Raw genomic sequence first — 22053 nt, forward strand, 5'->3', positions numbered from 1 at the left:
TTGCCAAAGGGGAGCAACTTCTGTAGATACATCCCTGCGTTGAGTGGGACACGAAACGCCATCACGGCAAGGTAGCTCAGTTGGTCAGAGCATGCGGTTCATACCCGCAGTGTCGGGGGTTCAAATCCCTCCCTTGCTACCAGAATATAATGGAAGCCCGGGAAGTTCCCGGGCTTCTTCGTTTTTGCGGCAGGGCACGTCACGCGTGGGCGCCAGCGGCAGCAGCTGCGGCGAAGCGCGCAGCCTGGCGGAAAGGGCAGAAACCTCCCTGACGCAGCAAGAGCGCCGGCAGGCCAGAGCGGGCCTGTCAGGGATGGTGGCGGCAATCTCTGCCCGTTGTGGCGTTGGGGCCTCGTCCCGGCGCAGGGAGCGTCTCGTGGCTGTGGCCGCGCCGCAGGCGGCAAAAAAGTGCTTGCCAAACGGCAGTGTCCTTTCTGTAGATGGATGCGTGCGCCGCGCAGCAGGCCGCACAAGATAGGGCAAGGCAGCTCAGTTGGTCAGAGCATGCGGTCCATCCCTGCAGTGTCGGGGGGCACCCTCCCTTGCTATCAGCGCATAAAAAAGCCCGGACTGTGGAAGTCTTGGGCTTTTTTATTTTGCTGTACTGCGTCCCGGGTATGTTCTCTGGCTGGACATGCCCAGCCAGAGAGTGCTCACAGGCAAGGCATCTGCTCCCGCACAGAAAAATGATAGAATTCATGCGGTGCGATGATCAGCCTGATGGCTCCCTTGCCGTTATCCTGCCGCAGGCAGTCAGCCATGGAGCCGGCAGTAAAGGCCGTGCACGGGATCCCGGCATCCTCAAGGCCGCATTTGAGCAGATGGGCGATCTCATGAAAAAAAGCGTTGCCCTGCTGCGCTGTCCAGAGCTGCAGGTTTTGTCCCTGCCCCGGCAAAGACTCGCAAGGGATGTGCTGCTGCCAGAGCAGGGCGCGCCTGACGATCGCGCCCTGTGGCGATGGAAGCGTTTGCTCTTTGGCCTGTCGCGCCGGTCGCAAGCGGCGCCCCCATTCCGTAAGACGGCGCAAGGGGGCCGTGAGTTTCCAGGAACGGGAATGAAGTAAACGGTGGAGTTCCTCTCTGTCCCGTTGCAATTGCAGCAGGCTGGCCCGCAATAGCTGCAGTTCGTCAGTCCGTGTCATATCGTCTGGTGATGTCATGGCAGTGCTCCCGGCTGTAAGCGCCTAATTTTTACGCAGCAATGCCGCCAGCGCCCGCAGAGGCGCGGTGATCTTCCACGATCTGGAGTTGAGCAGCGAGGAAAGCATGGCCCGGGCATCCTGCAGCTCCTGTTCCCTGGCCCCGAGACATTCCCGGGCAGAGTGCAGCGCCGCATCCAGCTGCCGCACATGATCGCTGTGCTCCAGGGGCGCGCGGAACAGGCTCGACGGCAGACCGGGCAAGGGCTCATCACCGGCTATGGCGATGTGGTAGACGGCATGGGCCAGGCCTTCGCTCCGGCTTTGTTCTTCCACCTTGCTCCAGCTGAGAAAGGGGCGCGCATCCGCGGACGCTATCAGGGAACCGAAGACCACACGCTGCCCCAGCAGGACATGCCGGCTGAAGTGCTTTTGCAGGAGTTCTTCGAATTCCTGGCAATACAGCTCCTTGAGGTGGAATTCATTATGATAGCCCGGCACATCGCTGTATTCGTATTTGTCCGGTGAGGAGATGAGCAGGAAGCCTTCGGGCCGCAGTACCCGGCGGATCTCGCACAACATGCGGTCCTGCTCCGTCAGATGCTCAATGGTTTCAAAGCTGACGACCAGGTCCACGCTGTCGTCTTCCAGTGGCATGTCTGTGGCACTGCCTTGCAGAAAGCGCAGATTGTCCGCAACATATTTGCCGCGCGCGCGTTCCACCGTCGGTGTATCAATGTCGACCCCCGTCACCTGCGCGGCATGCCTGGCCAGCATGGCCGAGCCGTAACCGTCGCCGCAGGCGATATCCAGCACGGTTTTGCCTGCGGCAAGCTCGCAGGCCAGCAGGTACCTGTGCAGATGCTCCAAGGTCCAGTCCCTGTCAAATTCCGGCAGATAGCGTTCTCCCGTACATTCCATATCATTCCCTCCGGGGATCGTTGCTGATGGCAAGTTCGATGGACCGCATGGGCAGCCCCATGATGCCGGCACAGGCGCTGGAGGCGACAGACGTCAGGATCAGGGCGTCATGGCGCCACTCGTGCTGCACATGTTCTTCCTGCGTCCCTTCGGCCACCGCTACGGCAAAAGAGTAATCGCCCGCGGCCAGGACCGGCATGCGGAAGCAGAAGCTGGCGCAAAAGTTTTCGCCTTCCTCCACATGCAGGGGCTGGTCCATGTAGGACAGGAAGGTGTTGTCACCAAACAGGGTCTGCCCCAGTCTGTCCTTGAGATAAAAGCCGATGATGGGACCGTGCAGGGGCTGCCGTGCCCGGCAATCGATACGCAGGGTGACGACCTCGCCGCCGGTACACCAGCAGAGCGGTCGTTTTTGCGCATCCAGCAGCAGCACCTGCTCGATACAGGCGCCTCCCTTGCCAAAAGCCGGAGCATCCGGGTCAAAACGGAATACCTGGATATCGTTGCGCAAGCTCGAACTGTTGAGGAAATCCTGCCGGGCATCCCGAAAGTCTTCCTCTCCTTGCCGGAGCACCAGCCCCCGCCTGAAGGGCGAGGCGGCGGTGGATGCTTTCCCCTGGGCGGCTTCAAAGATGTCTTCAAGATAAAGTTCCGTGATCTGCTTGGGATCTCCGGCACTTTTGATGCGGCCATGTTCAAGGAAAACGGCATGGGTACACAGGCTGTTGATGGCGGCCACGTCATGGCTGACGAAGAACAGCGTCTTTGTGGCTATGAACTGGCGCAGGAATCGCATGCATTTTTGCGTGAAAAAAGCGTCTCCCACAGACAGGGCCTCGTCCACGATAAGGATGTCCGCATCCACATGGGCGATGACGGCAAAGGCCAGGCGCATGACCATGCCGCTGGAATAGTTGCGCACCGGCTGGTCGATGAAGTCGCCGATATCCGCAAAGTCCACGATGGCGTCGTAGCGGGCGGCGATCTCGTCATCGCTCAGCCCCAGGATGGCGGCATTCAGGAAGACGTTCTCGCGCCCGGTGAATTCGGGATTGAAGCCGCTGCCCAGCTCCAGCAGGGCGGCCACCCGTCCGCAGGTTCGCACACTGCCTGTGGTGGGGGCCAGGGTCCCGGCGATGATCTGCAGGAGCGTGCTCTTGCCCGCCCCGTTGCGCCCTACGATGCCGACACATTCGCCCCGGCGGATGGTAAGGTCGATATGATGCAGGGCTTCAAAACTTCGGTAGAAGGTGCGCCTGCCCCGGAACAGCATCTGCAGCAGCCGGTGGACGGGACGATCATAGATCTCGAAGACCTTGCCCACATCTTGCAGGACGATGGCTGCCTCTTCGGAAGGAACGTCGGCCGCAGGGCGGGCGGGCGTCAGCAGCTGCGGATCAGAGGACATCGGCGAACCCCTTTTTTGTCTTGAGGAACCAGCACACCCCCAGACGGCAGACGATGAATGCCAGACCCATATTCCAGGCAAAGGTTCCCCAGTCCGGCCATTGGCCGAAGAGCAGGGCGTTGCGGACCTGGTCCACCATGGATGCCAGGGGGTTGAGGGCCATGAGCCAGCGCAGCGAGGCGGGGATCATGTCGATGGAGTAGAAGATGGGCGTCATGAAGAAGAGTATCTGGATGAGCACCGCCGTCAGATGGGGCATGTCCCGGACAAAAACGGTGGACGCTGCCACAAAAAAGGCCACGCCCAGAGCCAGCAGCAGGACGGGCAGCAGGAGCAGGGGCAGCAGCAGCGCGGATGGGTGGAAGGATATGTCCAGCACGGCGGCACCGGCAAAAAGCAGCAGGAACCAGCTTGCCCCCAGGACAACGGCAGAGGCCAGATGGATGACGGGCAGTATCTCCAGGGGGAAGACGACTTTTTTCACCAGATTGGCATTGGCCAGTACGGACGGGGCAGCGCCGTTCACCGTTTCGGAAAACAGGTTGAATGTGGCCATGCCGCAGAACATGGCCGCGGCGAAACCGCCAGTACCGCTTTCGGGCATGTTGCCCCAGCGTGCCTTGAAGATGATGCCGAACACGAACGTGTAGACGAGCAGCATCATGAGCGGTTGTGCCAGGCTCCAGAACCAGCCGAGGATGGACCCCTTGTAGCGCAGGGCCAGCTGGCGGCGGGTCATGTGCAGGATCAGGGACGCATTGCCCGCAAGTATCCTGCTGAGAAGGAACGGGTGCCACAAGGGCGGGATATGCAGGAGCTGCTTCATGGCCTTAGTCCTGAAAACGTTCCGGGGGATACTGGATGCTTGGGAAGCAGGTCAGTGAGCGGACGCGGTAACCGCGCCGTGTACAGACCAGCGGCGGGACACGTTCCAGGGCATGGGCAAGGGTCCCCCCGACGCCTATGGGCTCTTCCGGGAAGTCCTCGAAGCGCAGGCCGCATTCCAGCAAGGGCTGCAATGCCTGCGGCCGATACCAGAACATGGTCCCGCCGGAGAAAAACTGCTCGCTGCGGCCATAGGTCGCCGGCAGTTCCATGCGCGCCAGCAGTCCCGTGATCATGCGGTATTCTTCGTTAGATCCATACAGGGGCACAGCGACATCCAGCATGACATCTCGTAGGCAGGTGTATATCGAGGGGAAGATACAGCCCAGCAAAGGATCCTTGGCAAATGCTGCCAGAGTCGTTCGTACGGCTTCCGGCCGCAGAAGGTTATCCAGCAGATAAGTGCGCCAGGAAGGACCGAATCCCATCTGGACGGATTCCTTGGCATGGACATGGCAGCACAGGTCATATTCCTGGAGCGCCTGTCCAATCCCTGACAGCCAGGGAGCCACATCGCGGCCCCTGTTGGGGGTCTGTACTATGGTGACAGCCCTGGCCCGCGGCAGGACATCCTGATTGAACAACGTTTGAAGATGGCAGCGATCCGCAGCCTTCACATGCGTCACGAATACATCGAAAGGAACCGGAAATTGCTGCAGGTAGCGGGAGAATTCCTGGGCAAGAGCGCCATTGTAGATGTGGATGTGCAGGCCTGTGCGCGGCGGGTCCTGACATGGGGGGCAGGGAAGGGAGGACAGAGGCAGGACATTGGCTGCATCGTCGAACCCCGTGGCGGTAAAGACCGTGGCGTGAGCCAGGTGACTGTCCAGCTTGTCTTCCAGCGACAGGGGGCGCTCCAGATAGACCGGGTCGGGGAAGATGATGTCGCGGAGCGCCGCGCGGTTGCTCAGGGGCTTTTTCTGGAACCACTGGCGGAAGATCTCCAGTGCGCCATCCGCACGGGCACCCGCCAGAAGCGGACTGTACTGGCCGAATCTGTCAAGTGTTGCCTGGACATAGTCCAGGCAGCTGGCATGCGCGGAGTCAAGGGCCCCGCGCATGGCGGGGGACGGTGCAAAGGCCTCATGGCGGGGATGGCCCTGCGCATCAAAATCGACCACCCCGCCGCAGCAGGGCGAGAACATCTCCTCAAGGATAAGGTGATACGGCGAATAGTCCTCCTCCGGTATGAGGAGAAAGGTCTTTGTCCCATTCTGCCTGTCCGCGGTATGGTTCGCTGTGGTTTGCCAGCAGTAGAGCTTGTCGCAGGGCTTGCCCGTGATGGCCGAGAGCGCCGTGGCGACGGAACCGGAATACCCCACATCGAAGACCAGGAAGCGCTGCGCATCTTTCGGGAAAACGGTGGCGTAGTACCGCCTGGCCCGTGCCTTGCGCCCTTCCATGAGACCGGTGATCTGCGGTTCAAGGCGTTTCAGGATGCCAAGGCATTGGTCCTGCTGCTTGCAAAAAGGCAGCGTCTGTTCTGCCGGAGACAGCAGAGCCAGCAGCGGCGCGGCGTCCGCTCCGAAATGCCCGCGCAGCAGGTCGGCCAGGGTATAGCTGTCCATGTCAGCGGCCACCTTGCGCGTACGGGCATAGTCAATGAAGGAATCCGCCAGAAAGGGGAAGTACGCCCGGCGTCCGGCATGGAAATAGACCCCTTCCGGTCCCCCCAGTTTTTCCTGCAGCACGGCATGGACACGGGAAGGCAGCCAGCCGTCGCGCGAGGCATAATAGACGCGTGGGCAGCCTTCCCGCATGGCGATGTCCCGTGCCCTGAGGCACAGGGCGGTCACCAGCGGGCCCAGGGCAAGGCGGGAGAAGGCCGCAGTGTCCGGGCAGCGATCCAGCGTTTCGGGCGAGCGTTCCGGCCTGGCAAAGATGCGGTCGATGGCCTGCCCCAGCAGCAGGCCCCACAGCGGCTCCTGCCGGGCCGTCGCGAGCAGCACGGCGGCCATATCCCCGCCGCGTGCGCGCAGCATCTGCCGGACAGAGGGGATATGCACGGCAGCCATGCCCCTGCCCAGCGGGATGGCCACATCACTGCGGGTGTCGTCGCCCATATGCAGCACATTGGCCGCATCCACCTGCTCTTTGCGCAGCATGATGTCAAAAAGGGCACCGGAGTCGCTTTTGCGGGCCTTGTGTTCTGCCGAGACGTAGACGGTCTCCACAGCCGCAAAACCTTTTTCATGCAGCACTTGGAGCAGGAACGAGGAAGGCAGGTACATATCGCTGACAGCGATGATGCGCTTGCCGGCAGCCCGGGCTGCGCGACACAGCTCGAGCATGCCGGGGCGTGGCTGCAACAGGGTACGCTCGCACAGCATCTCTTCATGCTTCAGGCGCGCGGCCGTTTCGGGGGAAAGGCCGTGCCTGCGCTGGATATGGGCATAGATGTCGTCCAGTGTGGCGTAAGGATCCCCCAGCTCTTTTTCCGCATGCCAGCGCAGGGCCACGAAATCCAGGTGGAGCTCCTCATTGACCCTGGCGGCGACGAGATGGAAGATGTCCCGTGGATCGTCGATGACCGGACGGGTCAGCAGGGTATCGAAGATGTCGAGGCTCAGGACCCGCACGGAGGGGGCCTGCACCATGCGGACAAGCGAATCCTGGCTCAGGGGCGGCAGGGGGGGAGCCGGCGGCAGCGCGCAGGCCGGATCGGCAGAGGGCAGGGCAGCGGGGAGGATGCCAAGCCAGCGCTGCAGCGGCCGCAGGCAGATCCGCAAGGCGGACCGCGCCACGAACTTCAGGTTCCTGCGGTGCGCTGTCTCGATGCCTGCCCGCATGGGATAGAAAACTATCAGGTTGAACAGCCTGCCGCGTTTCCTGACGAGCAGGGGACCCGCCTTGATGACCTTGCCGAAAAAATACCAGGGGCCCAGACGCAGCGCGGAGAACCATTTCCGCCCGAAAACGATGAAGGAGGCGGGCAAAAGACAAAGGGCCGCCATGATGCGATGGAACATATGATCTACCTGTGGGATCCTGTGTGCAGGAACAGCATGCCTTGGCTGGTGCCTGTCATGGATACCGTTATTTCAGCCCGGGGTTTTCCCGGCCGATGTTGAAATAGAACCTGGCCCGAGCACTGTGATAGTCCGCCAGTGCCTGGCTGGCATCACGTTCAGCCTCTGTCAGGCGTACCTGGGCATCTACCAGGTCCGTGATGGTCCCGATATTGGTCATGTAGCGTTTTTGGGACATGGCGTAATTTTCCCGGGCCGAGTCGACGCCGTAGCGGGTCGTCGTGATGAGCTCCTTGGCGGCGTCCATGTCCAGCATGGCACGGATGACGTCGGTACGCGCCCCGGCCATGGCATCCTCAAAATCTTTTTGCAGCGCTTTTGCCCTGTTCCGCTCGGCAAGTGTGTTGAACACGGCGCTGCCGCCGCTGAACACGTCCCAGGTAAAATTGATGCCCGCGGCCCAGTAGTTGCGGGTATAGTCATTGTAGCGCCGGTCGTCGAAGTCCCGGCTGTAGCGCATGTCGTCGTAGCTGGCATCGACGCGCGGCAGGAATTCCCCCATGGCGATGTGGACGTCCTTGAAAGCCACGGCCACGCTTTTCTGGGCCACGATCAGGTCGGGACGGCTGTAGAGAGCCGTCTTGATGGCCTGTTCCTCGGTATAGGTGACGGTACCGTCAAAGTCCTTGAGGCGTCCGGCATAGGTGACCCGTTCGTTGGGCGGGAATCCGAGATAGCGGTTGAGCTGCACTTCCGCATTGCGGATGTCGTTCCTGCAGCGGATGAGTTCCTGCTGGGCCCGGGAAAGCTCCACCCGGTTTTGCAGCACGTTGGCATAGGGGGCCATGTCCACACGGACGAAGGCTTCGGAGGCCTCCAGCTGTTTCTGGATGCGCCTTACCGATTCTTCCGCTGTGGAAAGGTTTTCACGGGCCTGCAGCAGCGCCAGGAACTGCAGCTGGACGTTGGTGATGAGTTCCAGGCGGGCCTGGCGGTGCCTGGCATCTTCCACATCCACCTGCAGCAGGGATTTCTGCACGTTGTTCAGGTGGGCAAAGCCGGCAAACAGGGAAAGCGTCAGTCGCCAGCCCTGCGTCCAGGTCTTGCTGCTCATGTCGTCGGAGCTGTAGGTCTGCACTTCTTTTTTGTTCTTGAGCACGCTGTGCGAGCCCACAAGGGATACCCGCGGCCAGAAGTAGCTCTGGGCCACGCCGACATTCATGCGCGCCTGTTCCAGCACCAGCAGTTTTGACTGGATGGTGGGGTTGACATCCAGAGCACGGCTGACGGCCTGTTCCAGGGAAAAGCTGGCAGCATGGGGGCTGCCGGGCCACAGGCACACGAGAGCGGCGACCAGGATGGCCAAACGTTTCATAGATCCTCCTGTTTCGGTCAGGGGCGCCTGATGGTTCAGCGTCCGTCCTTCTCAAGCACGCACAGCAGGTCCCGGCCGTCCTCCAGCGTCAGGAAAGGGCCCTGCAGGCTCCAGGTCCGTGTCTTGTCCAGCAGGGCGGCCAGCGCGTGCATGCCGATCATGGCGAGCATCTCCCTGTTTTCCCTGCCCGGGGAAAAGCGCAGCCCCCGGGCATCCGTCACATAGGGTACCTGCAGATAGAGCCCCCTGGATGCGATCTCCAGGCTGCCCGTGGTCCCGGAAGTGGCGGTGAACAGGCAGCTGGCCTGCGTCCCGTCTGCCAGCTCCAGGCGCCAGGGGTGCGCTTCCGTCGCGGCATGGAGGTCCGCCCCTGTTTCGATGGCCCCCCGCGGCAGGCGGGAGGAGGCGGACAGCACGCGGATGACCTCCAGTTTCCCGGGATGAAGACGGCATTCGGCCTCCACGAACACAGGCGACGGTCCCTGCAGCAGGGGACGGAGCAGGGGCGCGTCCCTGTCCAAAAGGAAGACCAGTCCGGCGCTGCCTTCCCGCAGCGTCGGCACGCCGTGCCGAACCTCCAGGATCCCCATGACCCTCACGGGGGCTGTGCCGGGCGCATCGAGGCGAAAGCGCACCCCCAGGCTGCGCTGGCCCTTCAGGGGCATGTCCGCGTACAGTGTCTGGCTGCGTCCCAGACTGAGCAGGCGCGACATGCCGTAGGCATTGTGCAGGTACAGCATGCCCCCCTGCCGCACCTGCAGCCAGCGGCCTGTGGTCGTGCGCCGCAGCCGGGGCTCCCCGGAAATCTGGATGTCCTCGGAAAGTTCAAAAAAGTGCCGGTCCAGCAGGCGGAGGCACGCCGTATAGCGCAGGTCATGCTCCTGATGCCCCACCCTGTAGACCTGCCCGGCCTGCAGGGTGGGGAAGAGGACGGCCGCCGCGGCTGGCGCCGGAGAAAGGGCCTGGAGCAGCGCGCACCAGCACAGGGCAAGCAGGGCGCAGGCCTGCCGGCAGGCGGGGGGCACCGCAGCGGGCCGGCAGGGGCAGAGGCGGGCCCTGAAGCGGGCCCCCGGGAGGCAGCGCATGTCCCGTCACTCCCGCAGGGCGCGATCCCAGCTTTTGAGCAGGGGCTCGAACATGTAATAAAGCACCGTGCGCTTCCTGGTGGTGATGAACACCGTGGCGGGCATGCCGGGCGAAAGGTAGAGCTGGGCATCCTTCAGGGCCTGGGGGTCGATGACCACATAGCAAAGATAGTAGGGCGTGGTCCCTGCGGCGGTCTTGTCCTCCAGGCGGTCGGCCGAGATATAGGTCACCTTGGCCGGGATGTGGGGGACGATGCGCGTATCGAAGGCATCCAGCTGCACCAGGGCGTCCTGCCCGATGTAGACTTCGGTGATCTTGTTGATGGGAACATGGGTCTCCACGATGAGCGGGGTATCGTGGGGCACGATGTCCATCAGGGGCTCGCCCGGTCGGACGACACCGCCGCGGGAGTGGACCTTGAGGTCGACCACCTTGCCGCTGACAGGGGCCTTGACCTGCAGGCGTTTTTTGGCATCGCGCAGGGGGCGGATGCGTTCGCGGGTCTGGATGATGTCGTTTTCCAGTTTTCCGGCCTCACTGGTGGCTTCTTCCACAAAGCGGTTGCGCAGGTCTTCCATGCGCAGGCGCAATTCGGCGTCGCGCTGCTTCGTTTCGGCGATGGCCTGGCGCAGGCGGCCCCGTTCGCCCATATGGCTGGCCAGGTTGCGTTCCAGTTCCAGGATCTGGGATTTTTCCAGATAGCGTTCCTTGTAAAGCTGGCGCTTGGCCCGCAGCTCCTCGTTGAGGGTGCCGATGATGGTGGTCTCGGCCCTGACCTGGTCCTCAAAGCCGCTCACCTGGGCCTGCAGCTGGGCTATCTGGGTCTCCAGCAGGGAAAGCTGGCCGCGCAGGGCCTCTTTGCGGGCCTGGAAGATCTTTTGCTCGTTGTCCAGCACGTCCGCGCTGTTCACCGTGCGGGCCAGCTCCACCAGGCCATCGGGCCAGACCAGCTCGTCGCTGAAAGATTTTTCGGCCAGGGCACGGGAGTGCGCGGCCCACTGGGCCACCAGCTGTTTTTGCAGCATGTTCTCCGAGGCATCCACCTGCACGGATTCCAGTTCCACCAGCACCTGGCCTTCCGCCACGTCCTGCCCTTCGCGCACGAGGATGGTGTCCACGATGCCGCCTTCCAGATGCTGGACGGTCTTGCGCTCGCTTTCCACCTTGATCTTGCCGGGGGCGACCACGGCGCCGCTGATCTCGCCCCAGAAGGCCCAGGCGCCCAGCACGCCGAAAAAGAGCAGGATCACCGCCAGCCCCTGGCGTATGATGCTGCGGGGATCCTCGATGGCGCTGTTTTTCCTGCTGCCGGGGTCGCGGTCCTCACCGTGGCCGGTGCCGGCCGTGCCGGCCGGGACTTTGGCCGGGGTGATGCGGGCGATGGTGCGCCCTGTGGTCTCCAGGGGCGTATTTTCGTTGGGGGACGTATCAGGCATTGCCGCCGGCCTCCTGCGTTTTTTGCAGGGCTTCCTGCTGTTTCTGCAATGCCTGCTGCCGGGCGAGCTTTTCCTGCTGCACGCGGGCCTGTGCGGCCTGTTCCTGCTGGTGGCGCATGGCGGCCAGTTTTTCCAGCACGGCCTGACGGGGACCGGAAAGGGCTATCTGGCCCTCCTGCATGAGGATGATGTTGTCCACGATGTTGAGGATGCTGGGCTTGTGGGTGACCAGCACCACGGTGGCCTTGCGCTGCTTGAGGTTCAGCACGGCGCGGGCCAGCTGCTGCTCGCCCTCTTCGTCCAGGTTGGAATTGGGCTCGTCCAGCACCACAAGGCGGGGATCGCCGTACAGAGCGCGGGCCAGCCCGATGCGCTGGCGCTGGCCGCCGGAAAGGGCCGCGCCGTGTTCGCCTATCTGGGTGTCATAGCCTTTGGGCAGGCCCAGCACCATGGTGTGGACACCGGCCATCTGCGCGGCGGCGATGACTTTCTGGCTGTCCACGTCGCCCATGCGAGCGATGTTCTCGGCCACGGAACCCGCAAAAAGTTCCACATCCTGCGGCAGATAGCCGATGTAGGGGCCCAGCTTCTCGGAGTCCCAGCTGTGGATATCGGCGCGGTCGATGCGCACCTTGCCGGCGGTGGGCGCCCAGATGCTGAGCAGCAGCTTGCACAGGGTGGACTTGCCGGCGGCACTGGGGCCGATGATGGCCAGGCTCTGCCCGGCAGGCAGGCGGAACGAGACCCCCCGGACAAGGGGGCGGCCGTTGATGGTCAGGAACAGGTTTTCCGCCGTCAGCTCGCCGGCGGGGGCGGGCAGATCCATGACAGGCGGGGCGGGAGGCGTGTCCAGCAGCTTTTTCAGATGCCTGTAGGAGCTGCGGGCATCCAGCGATTGCTTGTAGGTGGCCATGGCCTGGTCGATGGGCGCCAGGGCGCGGCCCATGACGATGGAGGCCGCGATCATGACTCCGGCCGTGGACTCGTGCATGACGGTCAGATAGGCGCCCACGGCATAGATGGCCACCTGCAGGCCGGTGCGCAGGGATTTGCTCACGGCCCGCAGCAGGCCGGCCTTGTGGCTGGCGCGGGTCTGCAGGCCGATGACGGCGTCATTGAGGCGGCGCCAGCGCGCGGTCACATGACCCACCATGCCCATGGCGCGCACGATGCTGGCATTGCGCAGGGCCGCGCCGGTGAACCCGGCGGCCATGGCATTGAGGCGGGTGGCGTTCTCCAGGCGGGTGCGGGTCAGGCGTTCGGTCAGCACGCCCAGGATGAAGACGATGACCCCGCCCCCCACGGCCACCCAGCCCAGGGCCGGATGCAGCACGAAGATCAGGGCAAAGTAGATGGGCATCCACGGCAGGTCGAAAAAGGCGAACACGGCGTTGCCGCCAAGAAAATTGCGCAGCTGCTGCACGTCGCGCAGGTTGCCCTGGCTGGCGGCCCCGCCCGGAGCGGCGGCGGCATGCCTGAGGTTCATGCCGAGCACGGTGGCGCTGAGCATGTTGTCGAAGGCGATGCCCGCCCGCACCAGAAGGCGGGAGCGTATCCACTCCAGCAGGGCCAGCACGACCAGGCAGATGACGGCGGCAAGAGTGATGACGGCGAGGGTGGAGAGGTTGTAGCTGGTCAGGACCTTGTCATAGACCTGCAGCATGTAGATGGAAAAGGTCAGTTGCAGGATATTGATGAACATGCTGAAAAAAAAGGCATATCCGAAAAAATACCTGCACGAGCGCAAAAATTCTTGCATGTGGGGGCATATCCGGCGGTAGTGCCGCCCCCCGGGAAAGGACGCCTGTTGTGCAGCGTGGGGACCATGGAAGACCTGGCAGGGAGGCCCCCGGGCGACGGTTTGCAGGGCGCACTATACGCAGGAAGCCCCTGATTGTCCAGAAGGCAAACCAACGCCAAAAAGACCACAAGAAAAATGCTTGCGGCCGCAACAAAATAATGGCATCAAAAAAATTAAAAAAGTTATACGGTTATCTCTTTTTTTATCTCTCCTGGAACAGGTTGCCGGAGCATTCCGGGCAGTGCAAACCGTCGTTGCTGCCTGCCAGGGCAGCGTTGTCTCAGCGGGGTACACCCCATTGAGGCAATCCAGACGAGTTGATTCAATTATCCTACATTGCGAACGATTGTCAATTTTTTTTTACTCCCCCAAATAGTGGCAGCAATCCGGGTGGTTACAGGAGCTCATCCATGTCCGGCAGCACTTTTGCCGTACAGGAGAGCCCGCGGCAGCGCGCGTATTGCAGATAGCGGTAGGCTGTCTGGCGCGAGATGCCGAACTCCCGGGCCAGCCCCAAGATGTTCTCTTTGTTTTTGAGGGCCCGTGTTGCCAGCAGGGCGATCTCGTCCTCGGTAAGGCGTTTTTTGCTTCCTTTGTATTTGCCGCGCTGTTTGGCCAGGGCGATGCCCTCGCGCTGGCGCTCCCGGATGAGGGCCCGCTCGAATTCGGCCACGGCGCCGATGATCTGCAGGTGCAGGCGCTGGAAGGGCGAGCTTTCGCCGCTGAATATCAGATTTTCCTTGTAGAATTTAACAGTCACGTTCCTGTCCGCCATGTCTTCCAGTATGGCCAGCAGGTCTTGCAGGCTGCGTGTCAGGCGGTCGATGCTGTGCACATGCAGCATGTCCCCTGCCTGCAGGGCACGCAAACAGGCCTGGAATTCCGGCCTGTCCATGTCTTTCCCGCTCGTCTTGTCCATAAACACCCTGTCCAGCGCCACCCCTTCCAGCTGCCTGTCCGTACGCTGCCCGCAGCTGCTGACACGAATATATCCGATGTTCACGTGAGACCCGTTTCAAAAGCTGTAAATCCCTTTGTTGTCTGCCGGGTATGGTGTGTTTCCGGCATGCTGCCGCCGCCTGCCTGCCTCAATGGGGTGTACCCCGCTGAGACAGTTCCGCAGTGATGCATTCAGGGTGCGTCATGGCTGCCACAGGCAGCACCTGCCGCACCTGCCCATATCTGCGGATGGCACTCCCGTTTGCGGCACAAGGCCGCAGCTGCGGGAGCGGAGGGAGGCATACCCTGTGTCATCCGTACCGGTGCCGTGCACCGGAGGAGGGACGTCCCCGCACGTGCGGCCGGACAACATGTCCGGGACCGACGTGGCTAGGTACCTCCATGCTGGTGACGAGGCCGCACACTGCCGCCGGGACCCGGGCGGCCGGCGGTTCGTCCCTTCTGGGCCGCATCCGCACAGGGCGGATGCGGGATGTGCCGACAGGCACAAAACCTTTTTTCTTATCCTCCGGAGGATAACAATGGCTAATCCCAAATGGTTTGATGCTGACGTCTACATGCAAAACAAGCTGGCCCAGATGCAGGCAAGCGATCCTGACTACAGCTGGGGCGATCTGCTTGAGGCGTTCGCTGGTGCCGGTTATGTGGGTCCCGAAGGCTACTATGCGCACTTCGTGCAGTTTGGCGCTGCCGAAGATGTGGCCCCCAATGCCTACTTCGACGCCGATGAGTACTATGCCGCCAAGGCCAAACAGTACTATGAGGAAGAGCTGAAGCAGGAGTTCACCGGCAGTGAATACCAGATCGCCACTGTAAAGACCCTCATCAACGCGGCGGGTTACAACGCCTGGACCCACTACCAGCAGTTCGGCTCCGCCGAAGGCGTGAACCCCTCCAACGCCTTTGATGCTTCCGACTACTGCGCCGCCAAGGCCGAAGCCATGAACAATGCCGGGCAGAAGGCCCCTGACGGTACCGACTGGACCGCCGAAAAGATCGCCAAAGCCATCGACGATGCCGGCATGAGCGTGCTGGAACACTACCTGACCTACGCCGGTACCGGTGAAGGCGAAGTGGCCGCCGGTTCCACCTATCCTGTGTCCGAAGACGAGCAGGTGGTGGTGAGCAAGCCCGGTGAGACCTTTACCTTGACTGCCGGGGTAGACAACCTTGTTGGCACTGCTGGCGATGATATTTTCAGCGCAGTCAACGATGATGCTGATAAACCCGTTTTGGGGGCTTTTGACTCCATCGACGGTGGCGCTGGCAATGATACGCTGAATATTACTGATACGGCGGCGGCTGCTGATGCAGGAAAGTTCTCGTTCCCTGCCGATTTCTCCATGAAGAGCGTGGAAAATGTCACTATTGCCACTACGGGAGCGATCGAAATTGACCTTTCCGCTAATGCTGACGTGGTATCCATCAAGGGGGATGCTCGTGGTGAGGCCGCCAGCACTGTCACGGCCTCCGGCAATACGGATGTTGCCCTGACGGTGGCTGGGCAGGCTGCGGCGACTGTGGATGGCGGCAAGGCTGTGTCCGTGACCGCTGGTACCGGTACTACGAAGGTCACGGGCGACAGTCTGACAAGCGTCACCATCAAGGGCGGCGCTACCGCGACGATCAGCAATGATAAGGATGCTGATGACGACGACAAAGGGACGACGCTGACGTCTGTGGTGCTCGATGGCGTCGATGGCACTACCACTATTAAGGCTGATGGCCTGACCGACGTGACCGTTAAGGGGGCTACGGAAAACGCGAATACTGTGACCATCACCAACAGCACGGAAGAACATTCCCTGACTGTTCATGTGGATGGTACGGGCTACAAGGCCGACGGAAAATCTGAGGTTCAGACTGTCATCAAGGATGCGAGTGCGACGTCCATGACCGTGGAAGCCTCTGGTGAAAAGAGCAACCTGGCTCTTACCGGTTCCACGAAGCTTGAAAATCTTACGATCACGGGTGATGCTGCACTGACGCTCAAGGCCGAAGACCTGGCTGCCCTGAAGGCTATCAATGGCTCTGCTGCCAATGGCGCTTTGATCCTCGGCGACCTGAACGAGGCGACTGTGGACGTGCAGACCGGCAGCGGGAACGATAGCTTCACCATCAATGCTACGGATAAAGTGACGGTCGATGCCGGTGCCGGTAATGACGTCGTTACCCTTGGGGCTGTTATTGCTGCCGGCTCCAGCATTGATCTGGGTGCTGGTGATGACACTCTGCTGTCTGCTAGCGGTTCTGTTGCGGCCTCTACCAAGGATGCCACTACGGTTATCGATGGCGGTGATGGCTTCGATAGCGTGTCTGCCTCTCTGATCAATGCCGGTAATGCGGCCCAGTTCCACAATTTTGAAGCCCTGGATATCACTGCTAAAGTGACTGGGTTTGACTTCGATCTGCTGACGAATTCCGCCATTGAAGCCCTGACTCTTTCTGGCAGCAATAGTGAAGCAACCATAAATAACGTGGCTGCTGGAGTGGATCTGCGCGTTTCCGGTAATAATACGGCGATGACCACCATCAATGTGAAAGATGCTGCTAGCGGCGATGCCGATGCCTTTAGCGTGACCCTGAACGAAACAGCTGATGCGGCGGCTACCGCACAGCTTACCGTCAATGGCATCGAGAACCTGACCGTGGAAGCCACGGGGGCGGGTGATGGCGATAATACGCTGCAGGTAACAGACGATGCGCTGCAGAGCCTGACCATCACCGGCAGCCAGAAGCTGACCCTGAGCTTTAGTGCCTCCGGCTCTGCGGGTGATGGAGTTAGCCTCATCGATGGTTCTGCCGCTACTGGCGATCTGACTATCAAGACCAACGGTGTCACTGCCGACAGCAAGCTTGGTTTGACCGTGAAGACCGGTTCCGGTGCCGATAGCATCACCTTGGCCGGCAAGGCCACTGTGGATGCCGGCGCAGGCGATGACACGATTACCTCTTCCGCGCAGGGTGGCACGTTCACCGGTGGCGATGGCAAGGATACCTTTAACGTCGCGGCCGCAAAGGGCAGCGATAATATGGTGACCATCACTGATTTCGTTGCAGGTACCGACAAGCTGGCTTTTGCTGACAAGGGGACTGAAACCTTCGATAAGGCAATCGTTAGCGGTGCTCAGTCGCTGGAAGATGCTTTGAATGCCGCTGCTGCGGGTGATGGCTCTGTGAATGGTGCTCTTTCCTGGTTCCAGTACGGTGGTGATACCTACATCGTCCAGGATCTCTCTACAGATGCCACTTTCCAGAGTGGGGATATCGTCGTCAAGCTGGTCGGCGAGCATGACTTGTCTGATATGACTGTGGCAGATTTTAACTTTGCCTCCTAGTCCCCATCCCTCCCACTGACGGATACAGGCGCCCTCCCGTCCCCGGGGGGGCGCCTTCACAAAGCGGCGCCCCTGTGTCCCGCCGGGGCAGAGCGGCGCCGCGGCATATTTGGCAAGATCGTGCATATGTCCTCTCCTGCTGTCAGCATCATCGTGGCCAGCTACAACTATGAGCAATGGCTGCCCCAGGCCCTGCAAAGCGCGCTGGACCAGTACGTTGCGGATTTTGAACTGCTGGTTGTGGACGACGGTTCCGCGGACGGCTCCCCGGCCGTGGCGCGGGAGTTCGCCGCGCGGGATGCCCGCGTGCGCGTCCTCACCCATGCGGACGGCGGCAACCACGGCCTGCCCGCCACCCTGGCGCTGGGGCTGGCCGCCGCGCGCGGCCAGTGGACGGCCTTTCTGGAAGCCGATGACGTCTGGCTGCCGGACACCCTGTCCCTGCGGCTGGCCGCCGCGGCCGGCACGGATGCCGGGGTCATCTTCAACGATGTGGAGCTCTGGCCCATGCCCGGCGCGGCCACAGGCTGGTTCACGGGCTATGTGCCGCGCGTCATGGCCGGACATGCCCGCCGGGGCGGGACAGGGCAGCGGGACTTTTCCCTGTGCGGGCCCATGCTGGTGGAAAATGTCATCCCCACCTTTTCCTGCGCCATGGTGCGCACGGAGCTTTTGCGTGCCTGTGACTGGCAGTCGCCGGTGCCGCGCTGGACGGACTGGTGGCTGTGGTGCCAGCTGGCCTGCCGCACCCGCTTTTTCTTTGTGCCGCACAGGCTCGTGCGCTGGCGCCTGCATGCGGGCAGCCAGCATCACGGCGTGGGCGGCGGCTACCTGCACGATTACGCCCGCATGGGCCGGGGCCTGGCCCGTCTGCTGGGGCCGGAGCTCACGGCCGGGGGCCGGCGGCGCTGGCTGTGGTACCTGCGCCTGCCCGCCCCGCTGCGGCTGGCGGTACGCCTGGGCCGCATGGTCATGTACCAGGGCCCGCGCAGGAGCCTGCGGCAGGTGGCGGAGCGTCTGGGCCGGCGCGCACGGTGACGCACCCGCGCGGATCTGTCCCCCGCAGCGTCCGGGTGGTATCTTCTGGGCACAAACATGTTCCAGAATATGGCATGCAGGCCAAAAAAATGACCGCAGGGGCAGAAAAAACGCTTTTTTGTGTCACATGACTTACAGGTGGTGGACGGATGGATGCCATGCAGGATCTTGGTGAGCGTATCCGGCGGGTACGCGGGTACACGTCACAGGAGGCCTTTGCCCGGCAGCTCGGTATCAGCAAGGGGGCACTGGGCTGTTACGAGCGGGGCGTCAACTGCCCCAATGTGGAAGTCATCCTGAATATCTCCCGCTTGCGCCACGTCAGTCTGGAGTGGCTCATGACCGGCAAAGGCGACATGGCGGATGCGCCGGGCCCCGAGGAGCCCGCTCCGGCAAGCTGCGCGCCGGGACTGGCTGCACAGCCTGCGGGCGGCGAGGCCGGGGAACTGCTGCGCCGTCATTGCGCCTGGCTGCAGCAGCGGCTGGATGCCATGGAGGAGGAACGCCGCGACCTGAGCCGCGAGAACAGGCTCCTCTGGCAGCGCACCGCCGACCTGGGGCAACGCCTTGCGCGGCTGGAACAGGCCGGCGGGGAAGAGGACGGGGCCGCGGCGCAGGATGGTGCGGCATCGTCCCGCAAGATGTGACGCGCAACGGCCCGGCCAAGGCGCCCTGACGGCCTGGCTGTGCCGGCTGGAGGGGCCCCGTCGGGAAAGGTGAAGAAGGAGAACATTCGACATGCAGGTGCTGTATCTGGTCACCGGGGGCTGTGGTTTCATCGGTTCCTGTTTCGTGCTGCGGGCCCGTGCCGCCGGCATCCCCGTCATCGATCTGGACAGGCTGACCTACTGCGGCAATCCCGAGAACCTTGCCCCCCTGGATCATGATCCGGGCCATGTGCTGGTGCAGGGCGACATAGTCAACAGGGACCTGGTGGCGTACCTGCTGCGCACGCACCGTCCTTCGGCCATCGTCCATTTTGCCGCCGAAAGCCACGTGGACCGTTCCATCAGCGATCCCGGCGTCTTTGTGCGCACCAACGTGATGGGGACCGCCAACCTGCTGCATTGCGCCCTGGACTACTGGCAGGGCCTTGCCGGGCAGGAAAGGCAGGCCTTCCGGTTCCTGCATGTCTCCACCGACGAGGTCTTCGGCTCCCTGGGGCCGGATGACGCGCCTTTCCGGGAGGATACCCCCTACGCCCCCAACAGCCCCTATTCCGCCAGCAAGGCGGCCAGCGACCATCTGGCGCGGGCCTTTAGCCATACCTACGGCCTGCCCGTGCTGGTGACCAACTGTTCCAACAATTACGGGCCGCGCCAGTTCCCGGAAAAGCTCATCCCGCTGTTCATCTCCCGCGCCCTGGCCGGGGAGCCCATGCCCCTGTACGGGTCGGGGCGGAACGTGCGCGACTGGCTGTATGTGGAGGAGCATTGCGAGGCGCTGGAGCGCGTGCTGCGGCATGGCCTGCCCGGGCGCAGCTACAATATCGGCGGCAATTGCGAGCGCAGCAACCTTGAGCTGGTGGACAGCCTGTGCCGCGCGCTGGACAGCGAGCGCCCCCGGCAGGCCGGCTCCTACCGGGATCTGGTGTGCCGTGTGGCCGACAGGCCCGGCCATGACTGGCGCTATGCCATGGATACCGCACGCATGCGGGACGAACTGGGCTGGCAGCCGCGTGTGGGGCTGGAGGAAGGCATGCTCCGTACCGTGCGCTGGTATCTGGAGCACGAAGGCTGGATGGAGCGGGCCCGCCGGCGCGCGGCCCGATGAGATTTTCCCGGCGATGATGCACCGGGGGCGGCATGCGGACCGGGCAGGCCTCCCTGTCAGTTGCCCGGTCCCCGGTGCGGAGTGCGGCCGGCCGTGCCGGTCGTGCACAGGCGTGTGTCCGCCGGGATGCCGCATGCCGCAGGCAGGGGGCAGCCATGCTCCCTGCCGTCCCCGCGGGGAGTGCCGCGTGGCATGTTCTCGGTGTGTCCGTCTCTCCCATGCCGTCTGCTGTACCACCTTCCGCGGCAGCGGTGTGATGCGGCACCCGGGCACGGCACCGGGCCGTACTCCAGCCGCAAGGCCGGTTTTCCGGGCTGCGGAGCCGCCGCGGGCTCACCGTGCCCGGGCCGTGCATGCCGCACGGCGGCAGGGGGGAGGAGTGGCCCCCCTGCCTTTGGGGCGCGGCAGCCCGGCACAACGCGGCATCCGCCCCTGACGATGGCCCGGCAGGGCCGTTTTTAGCGAGCGAGGCTCCCTCATGACACAACAACGCAAAGGCATCCTGCTTGCCGGCGGATCGGGCACGCGCCTGTATCCCCTGACGCGCAGCATCAGCAAACAGCTCATGCCGGTCTATGACAAGCCCATGATCTATTATCCCCTCAGTGTCCTCATGCTGGCGGGCATCCGGGATATCGCCATCATCTCCACCCCCGTCCACCTGCCGCTGTTCGAGGATCTTTTGGGTGACGGCAGGCGCTGGGGCTGCGCTTTCTCCTACATCGAGCAGCCCCGCCCCGAAGGGCTGGCGCAGGCCTTTTTGCTGGCGGAGGACTTTCTTGCCGGGGATCCGGCCTGTCTTGTCCTGGGCGACAACATCTTTTTCGGCCACGGGCTGGATGCCCTGCTCCGGCATGCCATGGCACAGGGAAAGGGGGCCACGGTCTTTGGCTACCATGTGACCGATCCCCAGCGCTATGGCGTCGTGGCGTTCGATGCGCAGGGACGGGCCACCAGCATCGAGGAAAAGCCGGAGGAGCCCCGCTCCAATTTTGCCGTGACCGGGCTTTACTTCTATGACGGTGACGTGGTGGACATGGCCCGCCAGGTGCGGCCCTCGGCCCGTGGCGAGCTGGAGATCACGGACCTGAACAACATGTATCTGGAAAAGGGCCTCCTGCAGGTGGAGCTCATGGGGCGCGGCATGGCCTGGCTGGATACCGGCACCCACGACTCCCTGCTGGCTGCCGCCAATTTCGTGCAGACCGTCCAGATGCGGCAAGGCCTGAAGATCGCCTGCCCCGAAGAGATCGCCTGGCGCAAGGGCTACATCTCCGCCGATGATGTGCGGGCCCTGGCCCACGAGATGGACAAGAACCAGTACGGGCAATACCTGTACGAACTGGTGGACATGGGAGGGACAGCATGGAAGTGACGGCAACGGGCATCGAAGGCGTGCTGCTGGTCAAGCCAAAGGTATGGGGCGACGAGCGCGGCTATTTTGTGGAGACCTGGCAGCGTCAGCGCTACGCGGCAGAAGGTGTGGCCCTGCCCTTCGTGCAGGACAACCACTCCATGTCACGCCGGGGCTGCCTGCGCGGGCTGCACTTCCAGAAAAAGCACCCGCAGGGCAAGCTGGTCATGGTCTCGCTGGGCCAGGTCTTTGATGTGGCCGTGGACATCCGCCCCGGCTCGCCCACATTCGGCCAGTGGTACGGTACGGTACTTTCCGCGGCCAACCAGCACCAGCTCTGGATCGCTCCGGGGCTGGCCCACGGCTTTGCCGTGCTGAGCGATGTGGCGCACTTCCATTACAAATGCACCGACTACTACCATCCCGAAGACGAAGGCTGCATACGCTGGGATGATCCCGATCTTGCCGTGGACTGGCCTGTGGCTGGGCCGCACTGCTCGGACAAGGACAGGCAGGGGATGAGTTTCAGGGAATACTGCGCCGGGTGTGGCGCCCTTATGGGATAGGAGG

Annotated in this window: 16 protein-coding genes and 1 tRNA gene; 7 read left to right on the top strand and 10 right to left on the bottom strand. The window is 62.8% G+C overall.

What is annotated here, in order from left to right:
- The first annotated feature begins 65 nt into the window (after window positions 1–65).
- Window positions 66–142, top strand: a tRNA-Met gene (locus tag DESPIGER_RS01580).
- 511 nt (window positions 143–653) lie between these two features.
- On the opposite strand, the gene DESPIGER_RS01585 is transcribed toward DESPIGER_RS01580, so the two are convergent.
- The 10 genes from DESPIGER_RS01585 to DESPIGER_RS01630 all read right to left on the bottom strand — a co-directional run bounded on the left by DESPIGER_RS01585 (window position 654) and on the right by DESPIGER_RS01630 (window position 14023).
- Window positions 654–1160 (bottom strand): hypothetical protein, encoded by a 507-nt coding sequence (locus tag DESPIGER_RS01585; RefSeq protein ID WP_072332178.1) that lies wholly within the window; start codon window positions 1158–1160, stop codon window positions 654–656.
- Between the two features lie 24 nt (window positions 1161–1184).
- Window positions 1185–2060 (bottom strand): class I SAM-dependent methyltransferase, encoded by an 876-nt coding sequence (locus DESPIGER_RS01590; RefSeq protein WP_072332182.1) that lies wholly within the window; start codon window positions 2058–2060, stop codon window positions 1185–1187.
- Between the two features lies 1 nt (window position 2061).
- Entirely contained in the window at window positions 2062–3468 is a 1407-nt protein-coding gene (locus DESPIGER_RS01595) for an ABC transporter ATP-binding protein (RefSeq protein ID WP_072332185.1), read from the bottom strand.
- Window positions 3458–4294: an ABC transporter permease gene (locus DESPIGER_RS01600; protein ID WP_072332188.1), complete on the bottom strand. Its 837-nt coding sequence runs from the start codon at window positions 4292–4294 to the stop codon at window positions 3458–3460. Before DESPIGER_RS01600 ends, DESPIGER_RS01595 begins: the two co-directional genes overlap by 11 nt.
- 4 nt (window positions 4295–4298) lie before the next feature.
- Entirely contained in the window at window positions 4299–7322 is a 3024-nt protein-coding gene (locus DESPIGER_RS01605) for a rhamnan synthesis F family protein (RefSeq protein WP_072332191.1), read from the bottom strand.
- A gap of 67 nt (window positions 7323–7389) precedes the next feature.
- The gene (locus tag DESPIGER_RS01610; protein ID WP_072332194.1) at window positions 7390–8697 is read right to left on the bottom strand and encodes a TolC family protein; all 1308 of its coding nucleotides are present in this window, start codon (window positions 8695–8697) and stop codon (window positions 7390–7392) included.
- Between the two features lie 35 nt (window positions 8698–8732).
- Window positions 8733–9782, bottom strand: a complete 1050-nt coding sequence (locus DESPIGER_RS01615; protein ID WP_072332196.1) for a hypothetical protein — start codon at window positions 9780–9782, stop codon at window positions 8733–8735.
- Window positions 9783–9788: 6 nt separating this feature from the next.
- Window positions 9789–11219, bottom strand: a complete 1431-nt coding sequence (locus tag DESPIGER_RS01620; RefSeq protein ID WP_083575242.1) for an HlyD family type I secretion periplasmic adaptor subunit — start codon at window positions 11217–11219, stop codon at window positions 9789–9791.
- Window positions 11212–12978 (bottom strand): type I secretion system permease/ATPase, encoded by a 1767-nt coding sequence (locus DESPIGER_RS01625; RefSeq protein ID WP_072332199.1) that lies wholly within the window; start codon window positions 12976–12978, stop codon window positions 11212–11214. The genes DESPIGER_RS01620 and DESPIGER_RS01625 overlap by 8 nt, the downstream gene beginning before the upstream one ends.
- A 436-nt stretch (window positions 12979–13414) precedes the next feature.
- Window positions 13415–14023 (bottom strand): recombinase family protein, encoded by a 609-nt coding sequence (locus DESPIGER_RS01630; RefSeq protein ID WP_072332202.1) that lies wholly within the window; start codon window positions 14021–14023, stop codon window positions 13415–13417.
- Window positions 14024–14501: 478 nt separating this feature from the next.
- Here DESPIGER_RS01630 and DESPIGER_RS01635 point away from each other — a divergent pair, with 478 nt between their 5' ends.
- The 6 genes from DESPIGER_RS01635 to rfbC all read left to right on the top strand — a co-directional run bounded on the left by DESPIGER_RS01635 (window position 14502) and on the right by rfbC (window position 22049).
- Window positions 14502–17318, top strand: coding sequence for a beta strand repeat-containing protein (locus DESPIGER_RS01635; RefSeq protein ID WP_072332205.1), 2817 nt, complete (start codon window positions 14502–14504; stop codon window positions 17316–17318).
- Window positions 17319–17444: 126 nt separating this feature from the next.
- The gene (locus DESPIGER_RS01640; protein ID WP_072332208.1) at window positions 17445–18356 is read left to right on the top strand and encodes a glycosyltransferase family 2 protein; all 912 of its coding nucleotides are present in this window, start codon (window positions 17445–17447) and stop codon (window positions 18354–18356) included.
- Window positions 18357–18514: 158 nt separating this feature from the next.
- A complete protein-coding gene (locus DESPIGER_RS01645) occupies window positions 18515–19003 on the top strand; it encodes a helix-turn-helix domain-containing protein (protein WP_072337463.1) in 489 nt (162 codons plus the stop codon).
- A gap of 91 nt (window positions 19004–19094) precedes the next feature.
- Window positions 19095–20129 carry a dTDP-glucose 4,6-dehydratase gene (gene rfbB, locus DESPIGER_RS01650; protein WP_072332211.1) on the top strand — a complete coding sequence of 345 codons (1035 nt, stop codon included), beginning with the start codon at window positions 19095–19097 and terminating at the stop codon, window positions 20127–20129.
- 478 nt (window positions 20130–20607) lie between these two features.
- Window positions 20608–21504 (top strand): glucose-1-phosphate thymidylyltransferase RfbA, encoded by an 897-nt coding sequence (rfbA, locus tag DESPIGER_RS01655; protein WP_072332214.1) that lies wholly within the window; start codon window positions 20608–20610, stop codon window positions 21502–21504.
- Window positions 21495–22049 carry a dTDP-4-dehydrorhamnose 3,5-epimerase gene (gene rfbC, locus DESPIGER_RS01660; RefSeq protein ID WP_072332217.1) on the top strand — a complete coding sequence of 185 codons (555 nt, stop codon included), beginning with the start codon at window positions 21495–21497 and terminating at the stop codon, window positions 22047–22049. The genes rfbA and rfbC overlap by 10 nt, the downstream gene beginning before the upstream one ends.
- Window positions 22050–22053: the final 4 nt, after the last annotated feature.

This window comes from Desulfovibrio piger, assembly GCF_900116045.1.
In the GTDB taxonomy this organism is placed as follows: domain Bacteria; phylum Desulfobacterota; class Desulfovibrionia; order Desulfovibrionales; family Desulfovibrionaceae; genus Desulfovibrio; species Desulfovibrio piger_A.

Bases quoted from the DNA above. Each gene is read 5' to 3' on its own strand.
- DESPIGER_RS01585 (WP_072332178.1), bottom strand. From the start codon at position 1,160: ATGACATCACCAGACGATATGACACGGACTGACGAACTGCAGCTATTG.
- DESPIGER_RS01590 (WP_072332182.1), bottom strand. From the start codon at position 2,060: ATGGAATGTACGGGAGAACGCTATCTGCCGGAATTTGACAGGGACTGG.
- DESPIGER_RS01595 (WP_072332185.1), bottom strand. From the start codon at position 3,468: ATGTCCTCTGATCCGCAGCTGCTGACGCCCGCCCGCCCTGCGGCCGAC.
- DESPIGER_RS01600 (WP_072332188.1), bottom strand. From the start codon at position 4,294: ATGAAGCAGCTCCTGCATATCCCGCCCTTGTGGCACCCGTTCCTTCTC.
- DESPIGER_RS01605 (WP_072332191.1), bottom strand. From the start codon at position 7,322: ATGTTCCATCGCATCATGGCGGCCCTTTGTCTTTTGCCCGCCTCCTTC.
- DESPIGER_RS01610 (WP_072332194.1), bottom strand. From the start codon at position 8,697: ATGAAACGTTTGGCCATCCTGGTCGCCGCTCTCGTGTGCCTGTGGCCC.
- DESPIGER_RS01615 (WP_072332196.1), bottom strand. From the start codon at position 9,782: ATGCGCTGCCTCCCGGGGGCCCGCTTCAGGGCCCGCCTCTGCCCCTGC.
- DESPIGER_RS01620 (WP_083575242.1), bottom strand. From the start codon at position 11,219: ATGCCTGATACGTCCCCCAACGAAAATACGCCCCTGGAGACCACAGGG.
- DESPIGER_RS01625 (WP_072332199.1), bottom strand. From the start codon at position 12,978: ATGCAAGAATTTTTGCGCTCGTGCAGGTATTTTTTCGGATATGCCTTT.
- DESPIGER_RS01635 (WP_072332205.1), top strand. From the start codon at position 14,502: ATGGCTAATCCCAAATGGTTTGATGCTGACGTCTACATGCAAAACAAG.
- DESPIGER_RS01640 (WP_072332208.1), top strand. From the start codon at position 17,445: ATGTCCTCTCCTGCTGTCAGCATCATCGTGGCCAGCTACAACTATGAG.
- DESPIGER_RS01645 (WP_072337463.1), top strand. From the start codon at position 18,515: ATGCAGGATCTTGGTGAGCGTATCCGGCGGGTACGCGGGTACACGTCA.
- rfbB (WP_072332211.1), top strand. From the start codon at position 19,095: ATGCAGGTGCTGTATCTGGTCACCGGGGGCTGTGGTTTCATCGGTTCC.
- rfbA (WP_072332214.1), top strand. From the start codon at position 20,608: ATGACACAACAACGCAAAGGCATCCTGCTTGCCGGCGGATCGGGCACG.
- rfbC (WP_072332217.1), top strand. From the start codon at position 21,495: ATGGAAGTGACGGCAACGGGCATCGAAGGCGTGCTGCTGGTCAAGCCA.